Consider the following 21652-nt stretch of genomic DNA (forward strand, 5'->3'; position numbering starts at 1 on the left):
CGAATTCGGACGGGAAACAATAGCGAGGTAATGGGATAGCAGGAACCCGGCGCGTGTGGCCGGGTTCCGGGGTGATTCGATCAGCCGTGATGCGCGGTCATGTTGGCGACGAACTGCGCGGCGAACTCGTCATCCTTCTGCTTCGCACGTGCGGCCAGTTCTTCCGCGGTCCATTCCCGGTCCGGGTCTTTCTGTGCGGGCGGATCGCCCGGCGTCCCGGTTACCGCGGGGCCATCCGACACGGGTGCTGCGGCTTCCAGGTAGTGTCCGGTTTCGGCGACAGTTTTCGGGATCTGGGTCATGACGACGTGAACCTTGCCTTTGTTTTCGGTAACGGACTTCACCTTGTAGAAGGTGCCGCGGTTGAGCAGCAATTCGTGTTCACCGGGAACCGACGTCAGCGGTTCCACGTCGATCGCACCTTCCGTGACGTTCTCGAACGTGATTTTCATGTTTCTGTGCTTACCGAACGTGCCCCCCGGCCCCGCGCTCTGGTAATTGCGCCACTTAATCGGCCGGTCGCTGGCCATCGCCCGCTGTAGCACGTCCAGGAACTTCGGGCCGGGACTGTTCATCATCCGCACAAGCGTCTTCGGCGGGAACGTCGCGGCCTTCGCGAACGTACCCTGAAGCCCATCGTCCACTTCCTGTGAGTGCGCGTCGAGCGGCTTTTTCGCGTAGAGTGCCGAGTTTAGAGCCGCGTAGCTGTTACCCGTGTACTTTCGGATCGCTTGGTACTCGTGCGGGTCGATGTGGTTGATGTAATCGACCGTTTCCGGGGAACCGATGTCTTTCGCGAGGTGGTTCCGGTGAACGTGGACGCCCGGCTTCGGGTTCAGCCAAATGTCGCCGTGTGCGCCCCCGTCGACCTTCACCGCGTTCGGTTTCCCGTCCTTCGCCGCCCACGTCGCGAGGTACTCGATTCGCTTCGCCATCGCCGCTTTGTGCGCGGTCGGGGTCGCGGTCAGAATCGCGTCTTTCTTCGCGACCACGTCGTTGATCTGCGAGACGATTTCGTCTTTCGAGATGCCCGCGAACACCGACGCGGCTTGTGGCGCCTTCGCGGAATCGAGCAGCGTTGCCAGTTCCGGCACGCTGTCCGCGGCGAACGGCTTCTGTGTCCCGCCCTTCTTCGTGGCGTTCGCGCTAATGTCGAACGATCCGCCGTTGTCGATGAGGTACGGCTTCCCGTCCGGCGACACCTTGATGTTGTCGAGTGTCTGCCCCGCGACGTCCCAATTACCGAGCAGCGCGGTTGCGACGAACTGCTTCTGGATTTCCTTTTTGACCGCGCCCGCTTGTTCCGGTGTGGCATTATTCAAATAGGTGTTGAGCGATTCGCCCTCGACCCACTGCGCGACCTTGTGCTTGACCCCGTCCTTCGTTTCGACTTTCGACTTCGCGATGTTGGCGCCAAGCAACTGATAGATCTTGTCGGCCGCAACTTCGTTGCCGACTTGCTCCTGACCGTGCGGCTTCCCGCCGCCGTCTTTGATGACGACCTTCGCGCCGCTCGCCGTTGTGCCGATCTTCGCGCCGGTAGAACCTTTCCCGATCGGTTTCACGTTCTTGATATTCGCCAACACGGGCAATCCCTTGTGCTCCGTGACGAAATCGACCGCTTTCGGGATCAGGTCCGCGGGATCACCGCTCGTGATTGTCTTGGATGCGATCGCGGCGACCGCGTGCGGGTGAAAACCGCTCAACTTCTGTTTGAACGTGGCCGCGACTTGCTCCGGCGACGCGCCTTGTTCAGCGAGCGCGTGAACGGCCGCTTTCAGGTCGTCCGCTGCGGCGTTGATTTTCGGATCGTCCGCGCTGCCGAGCTTCGCTTTCGCCGCTTCGAGGATCTCCAAGTCGCGTTTCTTGCCCGCGGCCTTAGTCGTTTGTTCGATTAACTCGTGCGCCTTATCGATGTCGACCCACTGCGTTTCCGCGGTTTCCTTGTCCATCAACGAGGGATCTTCGCCCGCGGACTTCATCAGGAAGAACGCATTCGTCGTGCTGCCGTCGCTCTTGAACACGCCGGGGACGTGGTCGATGATTTCGCCCTTGTGCCCCGTCTCTTCTGCGACTTCCGCGAGCGCGGCCGTCTGCGCGTCCGGGTGCGTTTTCTGCGCGTCCGTTAACTTCCCCTTCGGCCATGTCCACACGTAGCCGTCAAAGTTACCCGTGGGTTTCCGGAGTAGCACTTGCGTCTTGCCGGTCGCGGGGTCGGTGCGCACCAACACGCCGCCGTAAGCCTGCTTCGCGGGGTTCGGGTTGACCTTCCACGTCGGGTCAATTTCCTGCGGCGATTTACCCGTGTAATCCTTCACGGGCGCCGCGGCCGGGTCGAACGTGGCCGGTTTGTAACCGTCGCGCGAGCCGAGTTCGGGCGCGTCCGCGTTCGGTGCCGCAGGTGTTTCCGGCTCCGCGGCCTGTTCCGGCGATTCGGGCGCATCTGGTTCCGCGGTTTCTGGTGATTCGGTCGCGGTGGCCTTGTTCGCAAAATGCGAGTCCAGAAGCGCGTTCAGGTTCGATGTATCGATGCTCGGTACGCCGAGCGCCTGCGCCATCAGCGCGGCGCCGTCGTGCCCGGCAACGATGGCGTCGTACAGGGCGTGATGTATGGCGTCTTTTGCTTCAGCCGGCGATAGAACCGTGCTGTTCAAGTACGTTTTTAGCTCGTTGACCGTCTCTTCGGGTGTGACTTGCGGCGCCGCTTCGGACGTCGCTTGTGGCGCGCTTTCAGGTGCGGATTGCGGCGCGGGTTCGGCCGCTGCCTCTCCCTTTGCCGCGACGACTTTCGATTCGTCAACGCCGTGCGCGTCGAAGTGCGATTTGATGGCGTTGAGGAGCGCGCCGACGGACTTTTTACCGCCGGTATCGAACCCGAATTGGGCCGCGAGTTTGTCCCATTCCGCCTGTCCACCCCCGTACTTCTTCAGAACCTTGTCGATCGCCTTCCCCGCGGCCTTCCAGTCGGCTTCGCCCTTCACGTAGTGATCGCCCACTAAATGGATGATGTCCGCGAACTGGTTCGCGTCGGGCGCCTTGATGACGGGCGACGGTTGCCCGCCTTTCGTGACGTGATCTTCGTGCGCCGCGGCTGCGACGCGCTTTCCGTCGACGTAGTGGTAGGTGACACCGTTCGTCGCGGTCACAACGCCGGTGAATCCCGCCTCGCGCAGCACCAGCGCGCCGGACGGGGCCGCGGCCGTTTGTTCGATGTAGAAGTCTTCCGGAACGGCCGATGTCGGGCGCCAGTCAATACCGTGGGCGTCCGGTTCGAGAGCGGCGCGGATGAGCGGATGCACGCTCGCCAGCTTTGGCGCGTACCCCGCCTTCCACCGCGCACCGGGCGTCTGATCGCGGTCGAGATAGAACCACCCGTCTTCGGTGAAATACCCCTTTGAGTCCTTTTGCTCCGCGGTCAACTGTTCGGTAGGCGAGTACCCTTTGCCCTGGCGCTTCCAGCCCCACGACCCGTCCGGCCGCTTGGCGGGCCGTACCTTCGCACCGCCCCAACCGCCGATGTGTACCGTCTGTTCGTAGTCCGCCGGGTCGCTCGTCAACGTGCCACCGTCGGCGGTCCACTGCCCCGCGGCGTCGCGCGCTTCGTTGGGGTCAAACGCCTCGCGCGGCTTCACCTTCACGCCGAGCTTGATCTTGCCCCCGCCCAACGAACCGGACGTGTCGAGGTCCATCGTGGCCGCGCCGCCGGTCTTGACGGCCTTCGCGCACAGCGACTTGATTGCGTTCGCGAGCAAGTAGCGCGCGAGCGTGGGCGAGACGTTCAGTTTCTTCGCCACCGCGTCCGCATGTTTAGCCGCCATCTTGTCAGCCCACACAGCCGCTTTTGCAAGAAGCTCTTTATCCTTTGCGGCTTTGGCTGCCGTCGCGATCTTTGCCGCGGCGGTGTTCTTTTTCGCTTCCGGAACCTTCGCCCACACAGTGTTCGCGGCTTTTGCGTCGGTCGGTGTCGGTGGTGTTTGCGGGGCCGCGGGTGCGACCGGTTTACCGGTGCTGCGCGCACCTGATTTTGCGCCGACGCTACTGGTCGGCGCCGGTGCGGGCTGGACGTGGCCGTTCTTGACCACGTACCAACGCTGCCCGGCTTGAAACACCTCACCTTCGGCATGCGCTTCGCGGAACTGCTCCTGCACCGGTTCCGGGGTGTCAACGCCCAGCGCTTGCATAGCTTCGCGCGTGATCGCGTCCATTACCCCATCGTCCGCACCGTGCTCCGGAGCTTGCGGCGCCGGCTGCGACCCGTCCCCAACTGGTACGTCGCCACCACTATCGGGCGGAGTGTCTCCCGGGATTGCGGGCGCGCCGGGCGTTCCCGGCATACCGCCGGGTTGCGGTCCGTCGTCGGTTCGCTTCACGCAGTCGGACGCGGGGAGCAGCGCTTCGGCCTGCTCGCGCGTGAACCCCAACAGAATCATGAGGTTGGCGGCTGCGGCGTCCCGCGGGAGTTTCCCGGCGTAGAACGCTTCCTGCGTCTGTGCGACCGCACTCGCGTCGGCGGTCGGTCGGGCGCGCCCCGCCATTTCGCGCGCGATCTGCGGGGCTTCCTTTTCCGGGTCAAGTTCTAACGACCGTTGAGCGGTTTCCTTCGACTCGAACCCGGCTTCCACCATTTCCTTGTGCCGCGTTACTTCGCCTTGCGGGTCGCGAGCTTCGAGCGTCGGGCCGATGCACCCGATGACGACGTTTTCCAGGTCGTTCGCGCACAGCAAACCCGCGGCGACCGCGGCCCGGAGTTGGCGCCAGAGGAGTGAGACGCGCGGCCCGTGCGCGATCCGCCCGAAGGCGTCGCGCATCCGCTTTTGCAACCGCTTGAAGCTCTTGGTTGTCGGCGCCTCGACGATGAAAGCGTTGTTGAACTTCGCATCGGCCAGCGCGGTGAACATCCACTCCGGCATGACCATTCGCGACGCGACCGCGCGCAGTTCCGCTTGCAGCACTTCCACGATGTCGCCCGCGCCGAGATTGGCCGCGGGCATCTGGTAATCCGTGTTCCCGGACGCGGTGAGCACTGTTCCGTACCGGAGTTGCTCGATGTTGAGCGTCTCGCCGGTGTTCGGGTCGGTCGCGCGAGCGGCCGTGAGCCGTGCGAGCAACGTGTCCGCGGTCGAACTCGTCAGCCCGGTGATTTTGCGGATCAGCGCGATCTTCGCGCGCGCCTTCGCAACCGACGTCATCGACGCGAGCAGATCTTCGCAACGCTTCAGGTTCGCTTCGACCGGGTAGAACGTGGGCACGCCGCGCTTCGCACTGCTCCACGTATTGAGTTTCGCGTGAATCACGTCGTCGGCGACCACGCGCGTCGGTGCCATGTCCTGTGTGGGCGCGTCCACGATCCAATACGCGCGCACGGACACCACGTCTTCGGCGTCGGTTTCGATGCCGAACGACATCGCGGGGTCGGTCGTACTCGCGATCGGTGCGCGGACGAGTTCCGGTTCGACGAACCGAAGGTGATCGAACCCTTTCTTGTCGGGAAACCGCCGGATGAAGAATTCGCCTTCGACGTCGAGCCGCCAGAGCGCCTCTGCTTCCATCTCCGGAAGGTTGTTGAGCGATTCCCACACCTCGATAACGTGCTGCACGCACTCCGCACTTTTGCGGTGCGCGGCGTTCCGCGGGTCTTTGCCCGTTGCGGTGTACTTCAGCCCTTCGCCGACGACGTAATTGACCCGGTTTTCGAGCGCGCAAATCGCGAACTCGTTGTACGCCGCCATTACGCGCGACCGGTCCCGGATGGCCTTTATGCTTTACGCGCCCAGGAGTGACACATTGTTCCAGGTCTGGAAGTTGTGGGCCAACAGAGTCGCCAGTTTCTCTCGATGTTTGGTCGGCAGATCCGCGAGGCACCCGTCGATGGCACTCTGGAACCTCTTGAAGTCCTGATGGTGCCGACTGTTGAGCACGTCCTTCTTCACGAACTTCCACAGGCGCTCGATCAAGTTCAGGTTCGGCGAGTACGACGGCAGGAACAGCAGCTCGATCCCCAACTGCTTGGCCGCGTCCTGCACCAACACGCACCGCTGATACCGGGCGTTGTCCAGCACCAACGTGACGGGCACCGAGCCCGCCCGGCGCGCGATCGTGTGAAGCAACGCGCACACCGACGTGGCGGTGATGTACGTCGTGTTGATCTCCGTCACCAGTTCGTGCGTGACCGCGTTCAGCGCGCCCAGCACGTTGTACCGCTGCCGACCACTTGCCGCGCGCACGTGCAACCGCACGAAGCACCACACCCAACCCAGGAACGACGCCAATACGAAGTGCGACGCATCCACGAAGTACACCGACCGCTTACCGCTCCGCGCCTCCGCCAACTTCGGTTCCAGGTCCGCCTTTTAAAAAGTCCGCCTGCGCTCGGGCGTGTTCCTCGATCGTCTTCTTGGGCGGGACCGGGATCGGTGCCACCTTCAAGCACTTCATCCCCAGGTCGTCCTTGAGGAATTTGCGCACCCGCGACACTTTTCGTCGGACGCCCGTCAGCTCCTCGATCCGCCGCGCCGCCTCGTGAGCCGTGTGAGGCGGGTGCTTGCGGAACTCCTGTTCGATCGTTGCCGCGTGTGGCGTCAGGGCACTGGGTTGTCCCTTCCACCCGAACGACCGAATCCCATCGAGGCCCTTCGCCGCGAAGATGTGCAAGGTCCGCTGAACCGTGGACCGGGACACGTTGGCGAGTTCGGCGATGCGCCCGTGCGACTCGTTCTTGCTCTTGAGCCACAGGATCTCCATGCGCTCCTGAACGCGCGGGTCCGGGTGCCCGTACCGATCGCGCACAATCGCTTCGACAACCGACTCGGGGAACGAGTACGTGGGACGCATGGAGCCTCTCCCGGTAACGGATTACGGTGAGCACCGATCTTCCGCTACAGCACCAGGCTCCTCAAGGATAAATTGTGTCACTCCAGGGTACGCTGAGAATAGCTCGCCTTCCGTCTTGTAGACCGGGATGACTTCGCCGCTTTTCGTGTTGTCCTGATAGAGCGGCGGGCTGTAGATCCCACAGCCGGCAACACCCATTGCATCGGACGCCGCGAACGCGAGGTCGCGCGAGGTCCACGAGCCGAGCGACTGAACAACGTCAATCGTCGCTTCGCGGAGCTTCGCTTCGGCCGCGACCGCGCGACGAAGCTCCCGATCCAATTCAGAAACGTCGGACACGGCAACGCCTCAAAGTGTGCTTGAATATTGTATGTCGCTAAGAGATGCGTCGCTACACATATCGCATGTCAATTGTCGCGGATCGATGGCAACATCGATACCCACGTCGGCTCGACGACCTGCCACTCCGAACCCGGATCGGTACGCCAGACGTCGAGAACGTAACGCTGTGTACCCGCTTCGAGTGCGAGCGCAGCGGCCCGGGGGATCGCGATATCGAAGATCCCCTTTGCGGCGTCAACGACCGTGTACGCGGTAGACGTGAGTGCGACGCTCCACGACTTCGTATCGAGGTCACCGGTACGGGCCGCAGTGACATCCACCAAAGACGCACGCGGATAGTTGGGATCAGCACGGATCGTGAGTAAAACCGCGCCCCAACTGCTGATATCAGTTGCGGGAAACGTTTTGACCCGGATTGTGGTGTCCTGCCCGCGCGGGATCTTGATCGGCGGGTTTGCGACGAGTGACGCGGACATTACGGTTGCCCCCTTCCTATCACGGTCACCACGTTCCACAGCCGGCCGGTGACGTTCAGACGGTTCTTGAGGCGACCTATAACGGTCACGCGGTGCCCGGTCGCGGGAGCCGGCTGCGCGTTCGCGACCGGTGTGCGAATCAGTCGCGCGGCTCCCGCGAACCGTGCCAATCGCAGCGCGGCGACCTGTACCGAAGGGGGCCGCTTCGTGGTGGCAGCGCGCGCAGGTCGCCCAATAAATGCTCGGCGAATGATTAGGACTTGTGCGCGCTGAGATACGACAAGAACGCGCGGTATCGTGGTCGCGGCTGGTGCGACGGATAGCTTCGTCGGCCGTCCGACGAAGCCACGAAATGGGGGCCGGACCGGGCGCCGGAGCGCGGCTACGAGCACTGCGGGCGGGCGCTTCGCCACAACCGGGGTCGCGAGCTTCGTAGGGCGCCCGATGGTACCGCGTCCAACGTGTGTACGGCGGATCTGGGCGACGACGAGCGGGCGCGCTGGGGGCCGGGCCGAAACGACCGCAGCCGCCCGCCGGGGTTCTCCGATGAACGGTCGGCGGCGCCGAACGGCTACGATCGTCTTGGGCACGGGTTACTCTTCGTAGGTCGCCTGCACCGCAACGGTCGGAGTGCCCGTCGAGGTACATTCGATGTTCAGCGCCGCGCCGCCCGGAATGCGAATCTCCATCCCAGGCGGCAAGAACTCGATCACGCCCGACTGGTCCGGCACTTCCCAGATCAGTCCGGTGTCAGCGGGAGTGGTCGGCTCAACAGTCGCGTTCGCGCCGGCCGTTGCTTGGAGCGTCTCCGTGTCGCTCGGATCGTTCTTCCCGGGCGCGGCCGCGCTCAGGGTGCCGAAGTTCGCGGTTGAGCGCGTGGCCCGCACCTTGACCGGCACACCCGTCCCGCCCGCCGCCGCCTTGCCGAACAATCGCAGGCTCTTGATGAGCACGCGCTGATTCGTCGGCGCCTTGATCTGCAAAACGGTCTTTGGTGTGCTCGCGACCAACGCGACCTCACCGCTATTCACGTGCGCGACAATTCCGGCCATCTGTTACCCCACTAAGGACCATGTGTTGGGCTGAAGAACGCGCGGCGGACCGCCCACAGTCCCGCCGCCGCTGTCCGCGTGTTGGAGCGCGCCCACGTCGCGGTTGTTCGTAAGTCCGGACGGGAACGCGGTCGGGAATCCCTTGCCCCGGAGCAGAGCGCCCCCGCCCGCTGTGTTATTCAGCGTGAAGTCTCTCGCGGCCCGGTTCACGAACGGGTCCGCGGTCAGGGCGAAGTCCCCGAACCCGGCGCCCATGCCCGTGTACGCCCCCGATGTGTACGATCCGTAAGCGTTGTTTCGCAGCACGCGCACTTGCGACATCACGATATTCTGAGTTAGCGCCGTGTTCTCGATCCCGTAACCGATCGCGTAGAAAATGCTGTTCTCGATTTCGAGACTGATCGTGCCCGTGGTCGTCGAGGTCTTGACGGCACTTCCGGTGATGTCCACCCAAATCGAGTCCCGCGAAACCCACGTGATCGGCGTCGCGCCGCCGGTGTTCCCGTTAATCCCCGCCGCCAACCCGTCGATGATCGATTTGACGACCTCGACTTGATAGCCGATCCCGAACGATCCCCCGCGGGACAACTCCGAAGACGGGCAGTCGTGGACGTCGCACCCGAACAGCTTTATGAAGCCCCCGTTCGAGCCCGGGAACAGGCTCGCCGTCGTGGTGCAGTTGAGCACCTCGCAGTTCTCCCACGTCCAAAACACACTCGCGATATTCGCGTTAATGGGAGCGAGGCAACCGTCTACCACGACATCCCGGCACACCAACGGGGAGCTGGCCGAGGTCGCCAGGCTGAACGCGCCGCCCTTCGTGGCGTGCGTCTGCGTGAACCGCAAGTGCGTGAACTCGAAAAAGTCGTTGTCGTTGAGGGCGAACACGTTCCCGCCCGATTGCGAGCACGAGAACGTGGGGCGCCCGTCCCGCGCGCCGGGTGTGGTCGCGTACCCCTCGATCACGTTCTTGCCGTCCGTCGTGTCCCCTTTCAAGCTCGCCGGGAACGTGACCGCCGACGCCTTCGCGTAGTCGGTTCCGGTGTTTCGCACCCAGATCCGGTTCCCGCCGCCCGTAATCGCGGCGAGTGCGGTATCGAGGTCCGCATACGCCCCTGTCGAACCGGAACCGGGGTTGTCACCCGTGTTCCCGTTCGATCCGAGAACGTTGTCCACGTACTTGATCGCGTTCGCCACGACTACACCACCGAGTTGGGACGGGGGTTGACGGCGATCTTCCGGACCAACGGCCCCAGGTCGGAATTCGCCGCAATCATCTGCTTCACAACCACCAGCACGCGCAGCAGCGCGATAACGTCGTGGTTCGTCAACATCGCCCGGGCGCCGGTGTCGGTCCCGGCGATACCCTGTGCGGCCCCGATCGCCGTGTAGTCGCTCGCCTCCCACGCCGCGCTCCGCAGCAATGCCGTGTCATTGGCGCCGAGTGTGGCCGAAAGCCCCTGCCCAACCACCGCGTCGAGAACGGCGGTTGGCACGGTTAACAGTCCCGCGAGCAGATCCGCCGTGGTGCGAACGCTCTCGTTCGTGAACTTCAATAGGGCCGGGTTCTCGATCATGACTCGTCCTCAGATTCGGGGCATCGTGGCGCCCGGAGCGGACGGTATGGACGGCGCGGACGAACACGGATCGTGCGTTTGCCCCGACAGCATCCGGGCCAGCCGATATTCGAGACTCGCGTAGCTCCGGTGCGCGTGGTACGCGAGATTCGCAATCTTGTCGTGAGCGCTGGTGCGGACCTCTGGCACTGAACCAAGAGCGCCCATAGCGCGCTGATACCGTTCCACATCCGACTTGAGCCGCACCAATTCGGCGAGAAGGTGCTGAGCCTGTGCCAGTGTCACGCTTCACCCCGTTCACAACCGCGGTACGCTCTGCGCCGCGAGGTAGTAACAGAGCGTGAGCGCGTCGGCCCGGTCGGGCGAGCGCTTTAGCCGCTCCTTAATCTGTGCCTTCGGTTCCACCACGCGCCGGCCCGCGCTATCGATTCGGTAGCGGGCCGCGGTCAGTTCCGCCTTGATGTTCTGACGCTCATTGAGCGGTAGCCGGCTCAGGTCCAGCGCGCCGGCCTGCGCGAGCGCGGCCAGTTCGCACCAAACGAAGCTCCGGGTGTTCGGGTACCGCGGATCGGGCGACTTCTCGGAGTTGTTCACACCGATGAAGTTGTATCCGTGCGCCTGATCGATCACGCCCGCACCGTAACCGCCGGTATCATCTATAAATATTGGTACGCTCATTGAGTCGTCTGGAACAAGACCCAGTTTCCCGAACGTCTCACGGATCACGGTCCGGAGCCGGTCCGCGATCCACGTCGTGTTAACGCCGGAGTGCGATTCGAGCCGCAATAGGCACGGGCCGCACCGCAGCGCGATCGTGGTTTTGTCATCGCCGAAACGGGCCACGTCACAGCCCATCGCGAATTGCCACCGCGGATCGACTGCGCGCTGCATCCGGAAGCACGATTCGACGAGAAACGGGCTGAACAGCGCGGACGTCGGCGAGACGGGCCACCGGCCCATGATCTGCGCTTCAAAGTCGGGCGTCTTCGGGTGCCACCAGACGCCCGAACCTATGGGGAACTCGAAATCTACTGCGGGATCGGGGTTGCGGGTTTCCTCGCACTCCGCGGCCATTCGGCGCAGCACGGTTGAGAGGCGCACCGCGGCGGGAACGGGCGGTGTGTCGCCGTTGAGTTCCGCGAGGACATTCGGGTGTTCGAGCGCGGACAGGACGACCACGTGCCAGCCGCGGGATTCTTCCGCAAGGTATGCGGGACTAGCCGAATCGTTCGGGTTGTAGGTCGCGAGCCACCAGTGGCCGCCGTGCGACTCGAACATCGTTTCCGCGCGCGCCCAGAACGCGGGATCGATGCCGGTCGCTTCGTCAAATACGAGTCCCAGCCGCGCGCCGTGGCGCCCCTGGAACGCATCAGGGTTGTTCGACGTGTAGCCGTCAACGTAGTGCTCGTGACTCGCTTGCAACCGCGGCGCTTTCGGCGCGAGTTGCCTGTCGCCCGGACGCAACCTCCGGATTTCCTTAAACAGTAGGTCCGTCACGCTCTTGGCGGTCGGTGCGGTCGCGAGTGTGATCGACGGTCGCTCGGTATCGAAGAAGTGACAGCACTTCGACGCCGCGATGAACGTCTTGCCCTGCGTGTTCGCGGATCGCGCGAGCACGCGGTATGGCGGTTTATCGAGTAGTTCGAGGATCTCACGCTGTTTTGGCGTGACGTAGCTTTTGAGGTGCTTTTCGACGTAAGCGACGGGGCGCTTCGCGTAGGCGGCGAAGCGGGCTGCGACTGCGGCTTCCGCTTCGTTCGTGGCGAGTTTCGCGAGACGGCGTTCGAGCGATTTGAGGTTCACAGTAACTTCAACGCGATGGCGGTCACGAAAATCACCAGCACAACGGCCGCGCCCGTAAGCACGCCGCGGCAAAACGCATCGACGCAGTTGCACCCGTGCGGCGGTTCGGGCCACCACACGCTGTAGTCGCTGTCCGGAAGAATGCGCGGCGTTTTGTTACCGCGCGACGGTTGCGGCGATAAAGCGGGTCGCGAAGTCACGTTGTGTCTCCGTTGCTGGCACCCGTTCCCGGAAACAGGAACCGGCGCGCGTCGAGGAAGTAACACCGAAGCAGGTCGAGAGCCGCCGATTCCGCGTCGCTCTCGTCGGCAGTAAGCTCGCGGCCATTGTCGCGCGAGTAACCACCGTCGCACGGCGGACAGCGGATGATGTCGAGATGCTTCAGGAACACAACCGCCGCGCGGATCGCGGGCGGGCTGTCGCCATCGGTATCGTGTGTGGTCATGGGTCACCCGGCAGCGATTAACGAACCCGTGCGGTGAAGATCACAGGGGCCATCGGTCCCGCGCGACCCGCTTTCCACGTGGCCCGAAGTCGGTTGAATTCGCACTGGTCGTCGATGCGGTCGTTACCACCAAAACCGAAGCAACGAGCGGCGAGAACCGCGACGAGCAGCACCAGCACGATTGCGATACCTAACATCGTTCAAGCCTCCGTTGAGGCGTCGGTTCCGTTGAGCTTGTCTTCAATCGCGGCGAGTCGGGGTTCATCGTCCGTGATCTTCTTGATCTGCGTCGCCAATTCGATGATCGCGATCGACGCTCGAAGTTGCGTCGAATCGTGAGTCAGCGGGCTATCGCGAAGCGCGATCAACCGGCGGATCGAGTTCCGCACCTCGGAGCGAAGTAACTCGGCATCCGGTGCCCACATGTCACCGCGGCGAGCCGACACAGAAGCGCGAAACGTGGCGTCGCGCATGTAGCGGTAGACGGTCGAAACCGAGACGCCGACTTCCGCCGCGGCTTCGGTCGCAGTCTTCCCCGCGGCCAGCGCTTCAATCAATCGCTCGGCCGTTAGTTGTCCGGTAGAAGTCATAATCGTTACTCAATTCGTCCGTCGCGGACGCGCAGGTTCTCAACACGGAACCGGCCCGACGGTTCAACTTCGATCATTGCGAACCCGTGGTTCCACGAGTTGTTTCGCGCGTACCGCGGGTGCAGGTAGCACGCGCAACCCACGCTCCACGCGGCTTCGGGCCGGCCCCGTAGATCGCGATCGTGGTACGCGCTCGTGCGATGGAAGTGACCGCACATCACGACGGCCCGCGTCTTCGCCCACAACCAGCGCGCGGGATAGACGCCGCCGCTGCCGTGGAACTCGTGGCCGTGAACGATGTCGAGCTTGCCCAGCGCGATCGTTCGTTTGTCGCCGACCCACTCCGCGCCGATGTCGCCCAGCCCGAGAAACTCCGGCGTCGAAACACCGGGCAGCCCGGACAGGGCGCGGGCGTTGCGCATCACGTAACGGTGCAGCCGTTCTTCGTGGTTCCCTTCCTTCACGATCAGCCGCGCCTTCGGGAACTGCGAGCGGAACCAGCGCATCAACTGCGCACCAATCTGGATCTCGTCCTGATAGCGGGCCGCGTCGCTGTCCTTGTCGTGGTCGCTCAGGTCGTGACAGTCGAGGAAGTCGCCCCCGAAGATCACTCCCGCGACCTTCTCGCGGCGCCCGTAACTGGCGGCCAGTTCGAGCGTCGGAATATCGTGGTACGGCGCGTGGATGTCGAAGATCGCGAGCCACTTGCCGGGCGTGTCGATCACGAACGGCCGGAAGTCTTGCGGCACGCTCGGTGGCATCGTCGCGGGCGCCGGAGCGAGCTTCTTCGCGGCGCGGGCCTGCTTCGGTGTCGGGATCTTCACTTCGCAGCCCTCTGTCATTCGTGCCCGAGATCGGACGGAACCAGCGCGAGCATGCGTGGCGTCTGTATCAGAGCGTGTGAATTGTATATCGCATCGAAATGAAACGCAACGCACAATGCGTCGCAAAGCAACTTCACTTGTGACGTTCAAGGTGTGAAGCGTAACTGTGCAGTCGTTTCGCGGCCCAAAATCGCGCGAAACGCCAACGATTTCAAGTGGTTAACTACATTCAAGCCAGCGTAAACGGTTGCACACAACGGCTGCCGTACACCCTCCACAAAAACAAAGCAATATACAACATATAATAAATAGTAATAGCAATCGATATTTTCGGCTTTTAAAGCAATGCGGTCACGTATCTGCATTTTGTTTTTCCGCGGGGGTATACGACGGCCGTTGTGTGCAACCGCTGATGTGCGCCAGACAGACCTGAACATATTCCACGGACGCATGTTACGACGCGAAACGCCCCCGTAAAGCAATGCACAGTTGCGTTTCGCGCCTTGATCCGCGCAGAAAACGACGCGGCCGGAGCCACTAAGCCCCGGCCGCGTGAATACGAGGTTGATACTCAATTACGTGCCGCGTTGCCTACCGCTGCGAGGAATGAACGCAGATCCGCGTCACGCACCATCCACTGTCCCCCGTCTTTGATGGCCGTGAGTTTGTGCGTGATCCCGTCCACGTCTTCCAGCCCACGCCGCACCCAACCAGAGAGTTGGTTGTCGGTGTGAGACATCCCGTTCCGGCGCGGCGGAAGCAACCGCCGTAACCACGGGTGCGAGAGCGACCGCCTCGCGTTACCGAAGAACCAATCGGTAACGTGTGCGACGTCGTAAAACACTGGGATCTGTTTCACTTCCGCGTGCGACACTTCCGCGGCCGCGCCGATACTCTCGCCGGGCAGTCGGAGAACCGCGTCCGATCGCTCAACGAACGCTAGATCGATGTCAAGCCAATCTTGGTGTCGCATGGGCAACGCGCTGGTCCGCGTCGCTTCTGCCACGACGCGGTACCCTGTCATGCGATCTTCATCCGACGCCGGGTCGTAAGTGTACGCGGGCACGCCTTTGGCCGCGCCCGCGTACACGCTCAGCATCGGGTTGATGGGCGCGAACCCGGCCTGGACGAGCGCGAGAAACGCCGTGTCCGCTTGCCGCACGTTATGAAGCAGATCCCCTTTGCTGATCGGTCCCGCGATGTAGATTACCGGCCGACTCATGGCGACACTCCAACGATGATTGAGGGGACGGGCGAAAAGAAACGCGGCCAATTGGCCGCGTGGTGGGGTCAGATTTTTGCGAGTGTGTGCGGTAGCCAACCACACACGCGACCAGAACCGTCTAACCGAACGCCCACGCACTCACAGTCCTCGTATTCGATGACAGTGCCGGGGTGTCCGTACTTGGTCCGAACTCGCTCGCCGGGTTTGAAGTCTGACACGGTGAGCGGGCGGAGCATTTCTTGCGCGCGGCTGCGCATCTGTTGATCGCGTCCGCTCTTAACCTGATCCAAAGCGAACAGCGCGCGAGTCACCGCGTGTTCAAGGTGCGCGTCGCTGGCATCGCCCGCGAGGAAGGCATAGAAGTGAACCAGGGCGTGATTCACGTTGTCTGCCGCGGGGATCTTGTGCCAGTTGTTCTCGCCGTACTTGTCCGCGCCTTCCTTCAGCACCTTCGACACTTCGAGCAGCGCGTGCGGCGGGAGCAGGTCCGCGCGATACGGTGACGCGGATTGCTTGCCGCCGGTCGCGTTCGTAACTGTGGGCGCGTCTTTGCCGACGCCTTCGATTCCGAGCATTGGGGAACTCCGGGTTAGAAGGACTGTTGCAGGGTCGAAATCGCGCGCTCGTACATCTGCTGCGATCGCTGCGGAGAAACACCGAGATCCGTTGCGATCTCGCGGTGCGTGTGGGCGCGCGAGTGCGGGGGCAATCCGAGCTTCATCGCAACCACGGTGCGGTGCCGCTTCGGGAGCACGTTTAACAACCGCGACATATCTGCCGGGGTCGCCTGTTCGATCAGCGCCGAAATCTCCACCGCGGGGGTGGCTTCTATTTCCGAGGGGCCGGTTATTACCACGGAACGTTCAAACTGTTGTTGAGCGGTCGGCCGCGCGTAGGCCGCGGCGCGCCGCAGGTGCCAAACCGCGAACGTCGAGAACGCGGCCCGCGCGGGAACCCACCGGAGCAGCGCGACGATGTAAGCGTCGTGGATCAGGTCGAACGCGGCGTCGTAGTCACCGAGATTCTTCGCGGCTTCCGGCGTGTACTTCGCGACCAGTCCGAACCACTTCGTGTAGGTCGCGTGTAGCGCGTCCGGGACCGCACGTCGGACGCCACAGTGCGGGCACTTATCCCGACCGCACCGGACGCCGGTGCGCGGGTGCTTAGCGAGCGCAGCAAACCCGCGCCCGCAGCCGGGCTGCGACGGTGTGCCCGTGCAAGTGAGCAGGTCGGCTGCGGGGTCGTCGGACCAGTCGCGAACGGATTTGCGCGGCATGGTGGGTTCCGGTTAGGAGAAAAGGGCGACGAAGATCGTTCCCGATGTGGCTCTAAGAAATAATGAAATGCGATGCAAATGTCATTTCAAATTACACGTTCGACAGGTCTTTATTCAGTGCCTTCTCGATCTCGCCTTCGCGGGCCGCGCAGCCGAACAGAACGCCCGCGGGGAGCACAATGAAGCCCCACGACCAATCAACAACGCCGCACAATTTCAGGGTGAGGAACACGACGAACGTCAGGAACGAAACGCCACGCATGCGAATCTCCAGTTTAGGGTGGGCTGCTAAATTGTATCGCAACGCAATTCGCATGTCAAATTGTTTTGGACCGTTTCGCGCTGTGTGCCCACCCCTTCGGCGGGGACTTCAGATATCGCGGGGCCGCGAACCCTTCGACTGCGATCGGGAAGCCCGCGGCCCATTCCGGGACCGTCGTCATGAGCGACGCGAGCGATTCCAAAGCCGCGGAACCGTCGCCCGGCGCCTCGCATACGACTTCGTCGTGAACGTGTAGCACCGGGTTCAGCCCCGCGTTCTCTGTCATCACGAGTGATGTCGCGAGCAAATCCCGACATATCGCCTGAACGACGTTCTCCGCGATCTTCCCGCCGTAAAGATAGCTTTCGCCGAACGCGCCTTCGTAGATCAGCGTCGGCTTCGTTTTGTCGATACCGAGCGCTCGCGCGTAGCCGGGCACGCGGTCTTCGATCCGTGCGCACCGGTAACGTAGCTGCCGACCGGACGGCAACTCACAAACCAACGTTGAGCCGTCGTAAGCCCATCGCGTCTTGCCCGCGGTGTGGATGCCGCCCTGTTCAACGGCCGCGTGCGCCGCTTTCGCGAGTTTCGCCCACACGCCGTTCGCGCGGTACGGCTTGCCTTCGATCATCCCGGCCGGTTCGCCCGCGATTGCGGGGTAGGCGCCCCGGAACGCCTCGACGCACGCTTCCGCGGTCGTGCCCGCGGCCGCAAGATCGATTTGTTGCAGCCCGCAGTACAACCGGAACTTCTCCGCGGACATTGAGTAGCCGCACCCGAGAACCGTCACCTTGCCGACCTGTCGTTCCGCGTCGGTGATCTGGTCCGCCGGTTTCCCGAAGATGCGGGAAGCCATTTCCTTGTAAACATCGCCCCCGGTCGCGAGCGTGTGGAGTAGTCCCGTTTCCCCCGCGATCCACGCGATTCCGCGGCACTCCACAGCGGCGTAGTCGCAGATCGCGAACGCGCACCCGTTCGCGGGGACGAACAGCGGTCGGAGCAGCGAGGAGATTGCGTCATCAACTGTCAGTTTCGCGGGGAGCGAACCCGCGATCATCTCAAACGCCGTACCAGCGTTTTGGCCCCACCCATCTGCTTCGTGCCGCGCGAGCAAGTCGAGCACGGGCACGCCCTTCTTCGGGCGCGGGAGATTGTGAACCTGAATCCCCGCGCTGCTCCATCGGCCGGTGTGCGCCTGCCAGTACGTGTGCAGGTCGCGGGCGCGCCCGTCTCGCCCGGCCCGCATCACGGCGCGCTCGGATTTGCCGCCGGTGATACGGATCGCGGCCCCGCGCAACCGGAGCACCTCGAACACGAGCGGGTCAATGTCTGCGACGGCCGCGACCGGTGAATCGTCTTCGAGCATCAGCCACGGGTTCGCGATCGCTTGGTTCACGAAATCCTTCCGAAGCGTTCGCTTCCCGCCGTAGTCGCGAATGCGGACGCCCTTCGCGTCGAGCCAAGCGTTGACCTTCTGCACGCTCCGAAGTTCCGTTTGCTTCAATTCTCCGTTGGTGATCTTCTCGATCGTTGTCCCCGCGCGCTGAACGGACTCACCCGCTACCCGCGAAAGCGACGTCGCCAGTGCGACATCGACGCGAACACCACGATGATTCACGGCCCGGTGCGCTTCAATCACGTCCGCTTCGACCGGGACCGGTTCGAGCGCGCCCCACACGCGCCGGAGCAGTTCCACGTCCACGACGTTGTACCGGCAGATAACCTGTAGATCCCCGACACCAGGGCGCTTGTAAACGATCTCCGATCCCTCAACATCCGCTTGAATGAACTTCATCAGGATGCGGTGCCCGGCGTCTTTCCCGGCGCCCGCGACTTCCTGCGCGATCGCGTTCAACCGCCCCGGATACCCACCCGCGCGAGCGAGCGGGAGCGTATCGAGCCATTGAGGGTCAACGTTTCCGTTCCACGCCGGACCGCGTTCAACGACCGCGCCGCGCCAAACGTGTTGATCGAACCCGAATGCGTTATGAGCGACGAACGGGCGCCCTGCACGGATTGCGGCTTGTGCCGGTTCCGGGGGAACATCCGCGAAGTGCAACACGATCGGGTCTGGGGCGCCAAGCTCCCGCGGCCACATCTGGGCGACGTCCATGCGCGCGAACGTGGTCGCGTCCGTGGTGTGGCGCGGAACCCACACGTGATAAGCCCCGTCGATCCAGAAGACCGCGGTCATGATCCGCGTGGACGGATCAGCCGCGTACACGCGCCCGCCCGCTTCCTTCAGGTCGCAGGCGGACTGTGTTTCCAGGTCGATGAAGACGGGAGCGGGGTGGTTCCAGTGCATAGTTTAAATGTATCGCAACACATTTTGCATGTCAAATTGATTCGGCCGACGTCCACGTTGGCGCCATCTTCTGTCCGATTCGGAACCGCACATACAAAGTGTTCCGGTACATCGCGCGGTCGAACTTTATCGACTCTTTCTTACCGAGCAACCGGCCCCAATCTTCCCCCGTAACGATCCGCGATTCCCCCCACTCGTCCCCTTGCAGCCCGTTCGCCAATTGGTTCCAAAGGTCCGCGAGGTCGGACGTGTCACCGCGCCCGATGGCCTTCCAACCCGGTGCGGGGTAGCGGTCCGCGTCGGAACCCGTCAGCGCCGGCGCGTCGCACACGAGTTTGAAGAACCGCCGGAGCGAGTCCCGGACCGTTCCACAATCTCCGAGATCTTCGAGTGTTCCGAACCCGAGTTCCTTTGCCACGTCTGCCACCGTCCACGCATCACGGAAGAACCGGTCCGTGACGTCGGACACGATCGCGTCGGCGGCTGCGGCCGCTTCGGGTTTCCACAAGCGGAAACGGGCCATGTCACCGAAACCCGCTTTCGCGAGGGACTGTCCCCACTCGACTTTGCTCGGCAGATCCACCCACACGAGCCGCCGAGCGAGTTGAACGTCCGAGTGAACAACGGCGGGGATCTCGATATCGGTGAGCACGAGCGCGGGTAGCCGGCCCAACGGCCGCGGTCCGATGTAGAGCCGGTGCGAAAGCGAGTTCGGTGTCATCGTCAGAATCGGGTCGACCGCGGCCCGCGGCTTCAATCGCGCTTTCGCCGCTTCCTTGAAGATCTCGTTGAGCACGACGAAGCTACCCGCGTCGAGCCCCTCACCGACCGCTTGCATGAGCCGCACCATGTCCGCGGAATACGTAGGCTCGCTGGCCGCGTCGCCGCACAGCCCCGCGGCCACGTGAACCGTGCTGCTTTTCCCGCTCCCGCTCGGACCGGTTACGATCGTAAACGGGGCTTGCACGGTCGCCCCTTCCGCGAGCCCCTTCAGCGCGATCAACAGGTACACGTAGTTATGGTGAATTCCGGGGAACGCTTCTTCGACGACGCCCCATGCCGCGTCGAGCGGCATGCGGTCTTCCGGCTTCCGATAATGCGGCGCGAAGCGGCGGGCACCCTCACTGTGGAAGTGCCGCGAAGGAGACGCGAACGCGATTCGGCCGTCCGGGTAATCCAGGTGCCGGCCGTAGATCTTGCAGCCGTGAACCGGCGTCACGTGGAAGTAACCGTACTTCGAGAGGTCCGCGGCTTGAAGGAACAAGTCGCGCCGGTCCCCCATCACCGTTCGCTCGCCCGGAACCCAAACTGCGGGCAGGGCGTTTACCATCCCGCTCAAGTGCTGCGTGTACGTTGTGTTCCCGTCCGGAGACACCCAGCGCCCTTGCATGCGGATCAGGTCCGCGCCCGCGCGCCCGGCCGCGAGCGCTTGCGGCGAGTCGGCACCGTGTTGGAGCTTCACGGCGGCGGTGTACGCGGCCCGCGCGATCGATTCCGGGAGCCGCGGGAACTCGTGGCGCAGAACCAATCGTGCGTGCTGCCAGTGGACCGCGTTGACGATCATCGCCACGGCCTTCGGCGGCGCGCCACCCACGATCGACGCCCACGGCTGGAACCCCGGTGTCCGCCCGCACGACAGCCCTTTTCCCTGGCACCGGAAGCACATGATCCCGCCGGATTGGATCTGTACCGGGTCGTCGGACGATGACTCTGTGTCGGGGTCAATCGGGCACTCTTCGTGCGCCAGCCGGTCGCCGAGTTTCCAGCCGCGCGTTTCGAGCCAGTCGGTTACCGCTTGTTCGTCCACGGACCGGCGCAACCACGCGCTCACCGGGGACACGTCCGCGCCGGGCGTTTGAGTGTAGACCGGCCCACACTTCGTGCCGTGGTTGCTCGAAGCGTAACCGGGGTGACGGGATTGTGTGATAAGGTCCGTCGTCGCGCGCCGGTCTTGGTTCAGCCAACAGATCGCACCAACGGCCGCGAGTTCTTCCGCTGTGTAGCCGTCCGCGGCCACGTAGAAGAGTTTGCACCCGCGCCCGTGGCTGACGTGGTACGCGAACGGTCGGGGTTGGAGTTGTGCGGCCCGTACTTCGAGCGTTTCCGGTGTCGGTTTGTACCCGCTGTGGTAGTCCACATCGAGACAACACACGACGTCTTTTCCGGTCCAGGTAATCAGCGGATCGCCAACGGGGTAGTCGAGGGCATCGAAGGCGCGGAAAAACGCCTCAATCGGTGTTTGACCTTCGATCGTTCTTCCGGTTTCTTTGGGTTCCCCGATTCCGCGCAGGATTATGCGGAACGGCGCGTTCGCGGCGACTTCCGGGGTTGTGGGGCCGGTGTACGGGATCTGTTGGGCCGGGCGCGGTGCCTTCGGAAGCCGCGTGGCGTCGCGCACTTCGGTCGCGGCCTTCGCGATCGCGGCTTGCGTCAGCCCGGTGGTCGCCGCGAGCTTCGCTTGCGCCCGCGGTGACAGCAAGTTCGCTTCGTAGCATTCGAGAATCGTGCCGTCGTCGGCCGCGAGTTTGACTTCGTGTTTCGTCGAAGAGGCGCGCGTGATGGTGAGGGTTGGCATGTGCGCGTCGCATGGGAAAAAGAAACCCGGCGGTTAGGCCGGGTTGAGGGAATCGAACACGGCCGCTGG

At 63.4% G+C, this 21652-nt stretch carries 22 protein-coding genes; all 22 read right to left on the minus strand.

Going from position 1 to position 21652, the window contains the following annotated elements; translation table 11 throughout:
- Window positions 1-80: 80 nt before the first annotated feature.
- Entirely contained in the window at window positions 81-5759 is a 5679-nt protein-coding gene (locus VT84_RS29805) for a phage portal protein (protein WP_315850307.1), read from the minus strand.
- Window positions 5760-5762: 3 nt separating this feature from the next.
- Window positions 5763-6329 (minus strand): IS630 family transposase, encoded by a 567-nt coding sequence (locus tag VT84_RS42535; protein ID WP_410000365.1) that lies wholly within the window; start codon window positions 6327-6329, stop codon window positions 5763-5765.
- On the minus strand, window positions 6307-6831 hold the full coding sequence (locus VT84_RS42540; RefSeq protein WP_052552795.1) for a helix-turn-helix domain-containing protein: 525 nt from the start codon (window positions 6829-6831) through the stop codon (window positions 6307-6309). Before VT84_RS42540 ends, VT84_RS42535 begins: the two co-directional genes overlap by 23 nt.
- Before the next feature lie 21 nt (window positions 6832-6852).
- Window positions 6853-7170 (minus strand): hypothetical protein, encoded by a 318-nt coding sequence (locus VT84_RS29815; RefSeq protein WP_082842076.1) that lies wholly within the window; start codon window positions 7168-7170, stop codon window positions 6853-6855.
- A 68-nt stretch (window positions 7171-7238) separates the two neighbouring features.
- Window positions 7239-7649 (minus strand): hypothetical protein, encoded by a 411-nt coding sequence (locus tag VT84_RS29820; RefSeq protein ID WP_082842077.1) that lies wholly within the window; start codon window positions 7647-7649, stop codon window positions 7239-7241.
- Window positions 7649-8239 carry a hypothetical protein gene (locus tag VT84_RS39060; protein ID WP_157469972.1) on the minus strand — a complete coding sequence of 197 codons (591 nt, stop codon included), beginning with the start codon at window positions 8237-8239 and terminating at the stop codon, window positions 7649-7651. The genes VT84_RS29820 and VT84_RS39060 overlap by 1 nt, the downstream gene beginning before the upstream one ends.
- A gap of 3 nt (window positions 8240-8242) precedes the next feature.
- A complete protein-coding gene (locus tag VT84_RS29825) occupies window positions 8243-8701 on the minus strand; it encodes a hypothetical protein (RefSeq protein ID WP_082842078.1) in 459 nt (152 codons plus the stop codon).
- Between the two features lie 3 nt (window positions 8702-8704).
- A complete protein-coding gene (locus VT84_RS29830) occupies window positions 8705-9898 on the minus strand; it encodes a hypothetical protein (protein WP_082842079.1) in 1194 nt (397 codons plus the stop codon).
- A 2-nt stretch (window positions 9899-9900) separates the two neighbouring features.
- Window positions 9901-10278 (minus strand): hypothetical protein, encoded by a 378-nt coding sequence (locus VT84_RS29835; RefSeq protein ID WP_082842080.1) that lies wholly within the window; start codon window positions 10276-10278, stop codon window positions 9901-9903.
- Between the two features lie 9 nt (window positions 10279-10287).
- Complete coding sequence (locus tag VT84_RS39065) at window positions 10288-10563, minus strand: hypothetical protein (protein ID WP_157469974.1); 276 nt, start codon at window positions 10561-10563, stop codon at window positions 10288-10290.
- A gap of 12 nt (window positions 10564-10575) precedes the next feature.
- The gene (locus VT84_RS29840; protein WP_082842081.1) at window positions 10576-12081 is read right to left on the minus strand and encodes a hypothetical protein; all 1506 of its coding nucleotides are present in this window, start codon (window positions 12079-12081) and stop codon (window positions 10576-10578) included.
- Window positions 12078-12281, minus strand: coding sequence for a hypothetical protein (locus tag VT84_RS29845; RefSeq protein ID WP_082842082.1), 204 nt, complete (start codon window positions 12279-12281; stop codon window positions 12078-12080). The genes VT84_RS29840 and VT84_RS29845 overlap by 4 nt, the downstream gene beginning before the upstream one ends.
- Entirely contained in the window at window positions 12278-12526 is a 249-nt protein-coding gene (locus VT84_RS29850; RefSeq protein ID WP_082842083.1) for a hypothetical protein, read from the minus strand. Before VT84_RS29850 ends, VT84_RS29845 begins: the two co-directional genes overlap by 4 nt.
- 17 nt (window positions 12527-12543) lie before the next feature.
- Window positions 12544-12723, minus strand: coding sequence for a hypothetical protein (locus tag VT84_RS29855; RefSeq protein ID WP_082842084.1), 180 nt, complete (start codon window positions 12721-12723; stop codon window positions 12544-12546).
- A gap of 3 nt (window positions 12724-12726) precedes the next feature.
- Window positions 12727-13116 carry a helix-turn-helix domain-containing protein gene (locus VT84_RS29860; protein WP_082842085.1) on the minus strand — a complete coding sequence of 130 codons (390 nt, stop codon included), beginning with the start codon at window positions 13114-13116 and terminating at the stop codon, window positions 12727-12729.
- 5 nt (window positions 13117-13121) lie between these two features.
- Window positions 13122-13958: a hypothetical protein gene (locus tag VT84_RS29865; protein ID WP_082842086.1), complete on the minus strand. Its 837-nt coding sequence runs from the start codon at window positions 13956-13958 to the stop codon at window positions 13122-13124.
- A gap of 553 nt (window positions 13959-14511) precedes the next feature.
- Window positions 14512-15162 (minus strand): hypothetical protein, encoded by a 651-nt coding sequence (locus VT84_RS29870; RefSeq protein WP_082842087.1) that lies wholly within the window; start codon window positions 15160-15162, stop codon window positions 14512-14514.
- Between the two features lie 68 nt (window positions 15163-15230).
- Window positions 15231-15740: a dATP/dGTP diphosphohydrolase domain-containing protein gene (locus tag VT84_RS29875; protein ID WP_082842088.1), complete on the minus strand. Its 510-nt coding sequence runs from the start codon at window positions 15738-15740 to the stop codon at window positions 15231-15233.
- Between the two features lie 14 nt (window positions 15741-15754).
- The gene (locus tag VT84_RS29880; protein WP_082842089.1) at window positions 15755-16441 is read right to left on the minus strand and encodes a sigma-70 family RNA polymerase sigma factor; all 687 of its coding nucleotides are present in this window, start codon (window positions 16439-16441) and stop codon (window positions 15755-15757) included.
- A 91-nt stretch (window positions 16442-16532) separates the two neighbouring features.
- The gene (locus tag VT84_RS39070) at window positions 16533-16703 is read right to left on the minus strand and encodes a hypothetical protein (protein WP_157469976.1); all 171 of its coding nucleotides are present in this window, start codon (window positions 16701-16703) and stop codon (window positions 16533-16535) included.
- 55 nt (window positions 16704-16758) lie between these two features.
- A complete protein-coding gene (locus tag VT84_RS29885; RefSeq protein WP_082842090.1) occupies window positions 16759-19008 on the minus strand; it encodes a DNA polymerase in 2250 nt (749 codons plus the stop codon).
- 31 nt (window positions 19009-19039) lie between these two features.
- Window positions 19040-21583, minus strand: a complete 2544-nt coding sequence (locus tag VT84_RS29890) for a hypothetical protein (RefSeq protein ID WP_082842091.1) — start codon at window positions 21581-21583, stop codon at window positions 19040-19042.
- Window positions 21584-21652: the final 69 nt, after the last annotated feature.

Origin of the sequence: Gemmata sp. SH-PL17, from assembly GCF_001610855.1 — a bacterium.
GTDB classification, from domain to species: domain Bacteria; phylum Planctomycetota; class Planctomycetia; order Gemmatales; family Gemmataceae; genus Gemmata; species Gemmata massiliana.

Coding starts and splice junctions, on each gene's coding strand:
- VT84_RS42540 (WP_052552795.1), bottom strand. CDS start 6,831: ATGCGTCCCACGTACTCGTTCCCCGAGTCGGTTGTCGAAGCGATTGTG.
- VT84_RS29820 (WP_082842077.1), bottom strand. CDS start 7,649: ATGTCCGCGTCACTCGTCGCAAACCCGCCGATCAAGATCCCGCGCGGG.
- VT84_RS29825 (WP_082842078.1), bottom strand. CDS start 8,701: ATGGCCGGAATTGTCGCGCACGTGAATAGCGGTGAGGTCGCGTTGGTC.
- VT84_RS29835 (WP_082842080.1), bottom strand. CDS start 10,278: ATGATCGAGAACCCGGCCCTATTGAAGTTCACGAACGAGAGCGTTCGC.
- VT84_RS29850 (WP_082842083.1), bottom strand. CDS start 12,526: ATGACCACACACGATACCGATGGCGACAGCCCGCCCGCGATCCGCGCG.
- VT84_RS29855 (WP_082842084.1), bottom strand. CDS start 12,723: ATGTTAGGTATCGCAATCGTGCTGGTGCTGCTCGTCGCGGTTCTCGCC.
- VT84_RS29860 (WP_082842085.1), bottom strand. CDS start 13,116: ATGACTTCTACCGGACAACTAACGGCCGAGCGATTGATTGAAGCGCTG.
- VT84_RS29865 (WP_082842086.1), bottom strand. CDS start 13,958: ATGACAGAGGGCTGCGAAGTGAAGATCCCGACACCGAAGCAGGCCCGC.
- VT84_RS29870 (WP_082842087.1), bottom strand. CDS start 15,162: ATGAGTCGGCCGGTAATCTACATCGCGGGACCGATCAGCAAAGGGGAT.
- VT84_RS29875 (WP_082842088.1), bottom strand. CDS start 15,740: ATGCTCGGAATCGAAGGCGTCGGCAAAGACGCGCCCACAGTTACGAAC.
- VT84_RS29880 (WP_082842089.1), bottom strand. CDS start 16,441: ATGCCGCGCAAATCCGTTCGCGACTGGTCCGACGACCCCGCAGCCGAC.
- VT84_RS39070 (WP_157469976.1), bottom strand. CDS start 16,703: ATGCGTGGCGTTTCGTTCCTGACGTTCGTCGTGTTCCTCACCCTGAAA.
- VT84_RS29885 (WP_082842090.1), bottom strand. CDS start 19,008: ATGCACTGGAACCACCCCGCTCCCGTCTTCATCGACCTGGAAACACAG.
- VT84_RS29890 (WP_082842091.1), bottom strand. CDS start 21,583: ATGCCAACCCTCACCATCACGCGCGCCTCTTCGACGAAACACGAAGTC.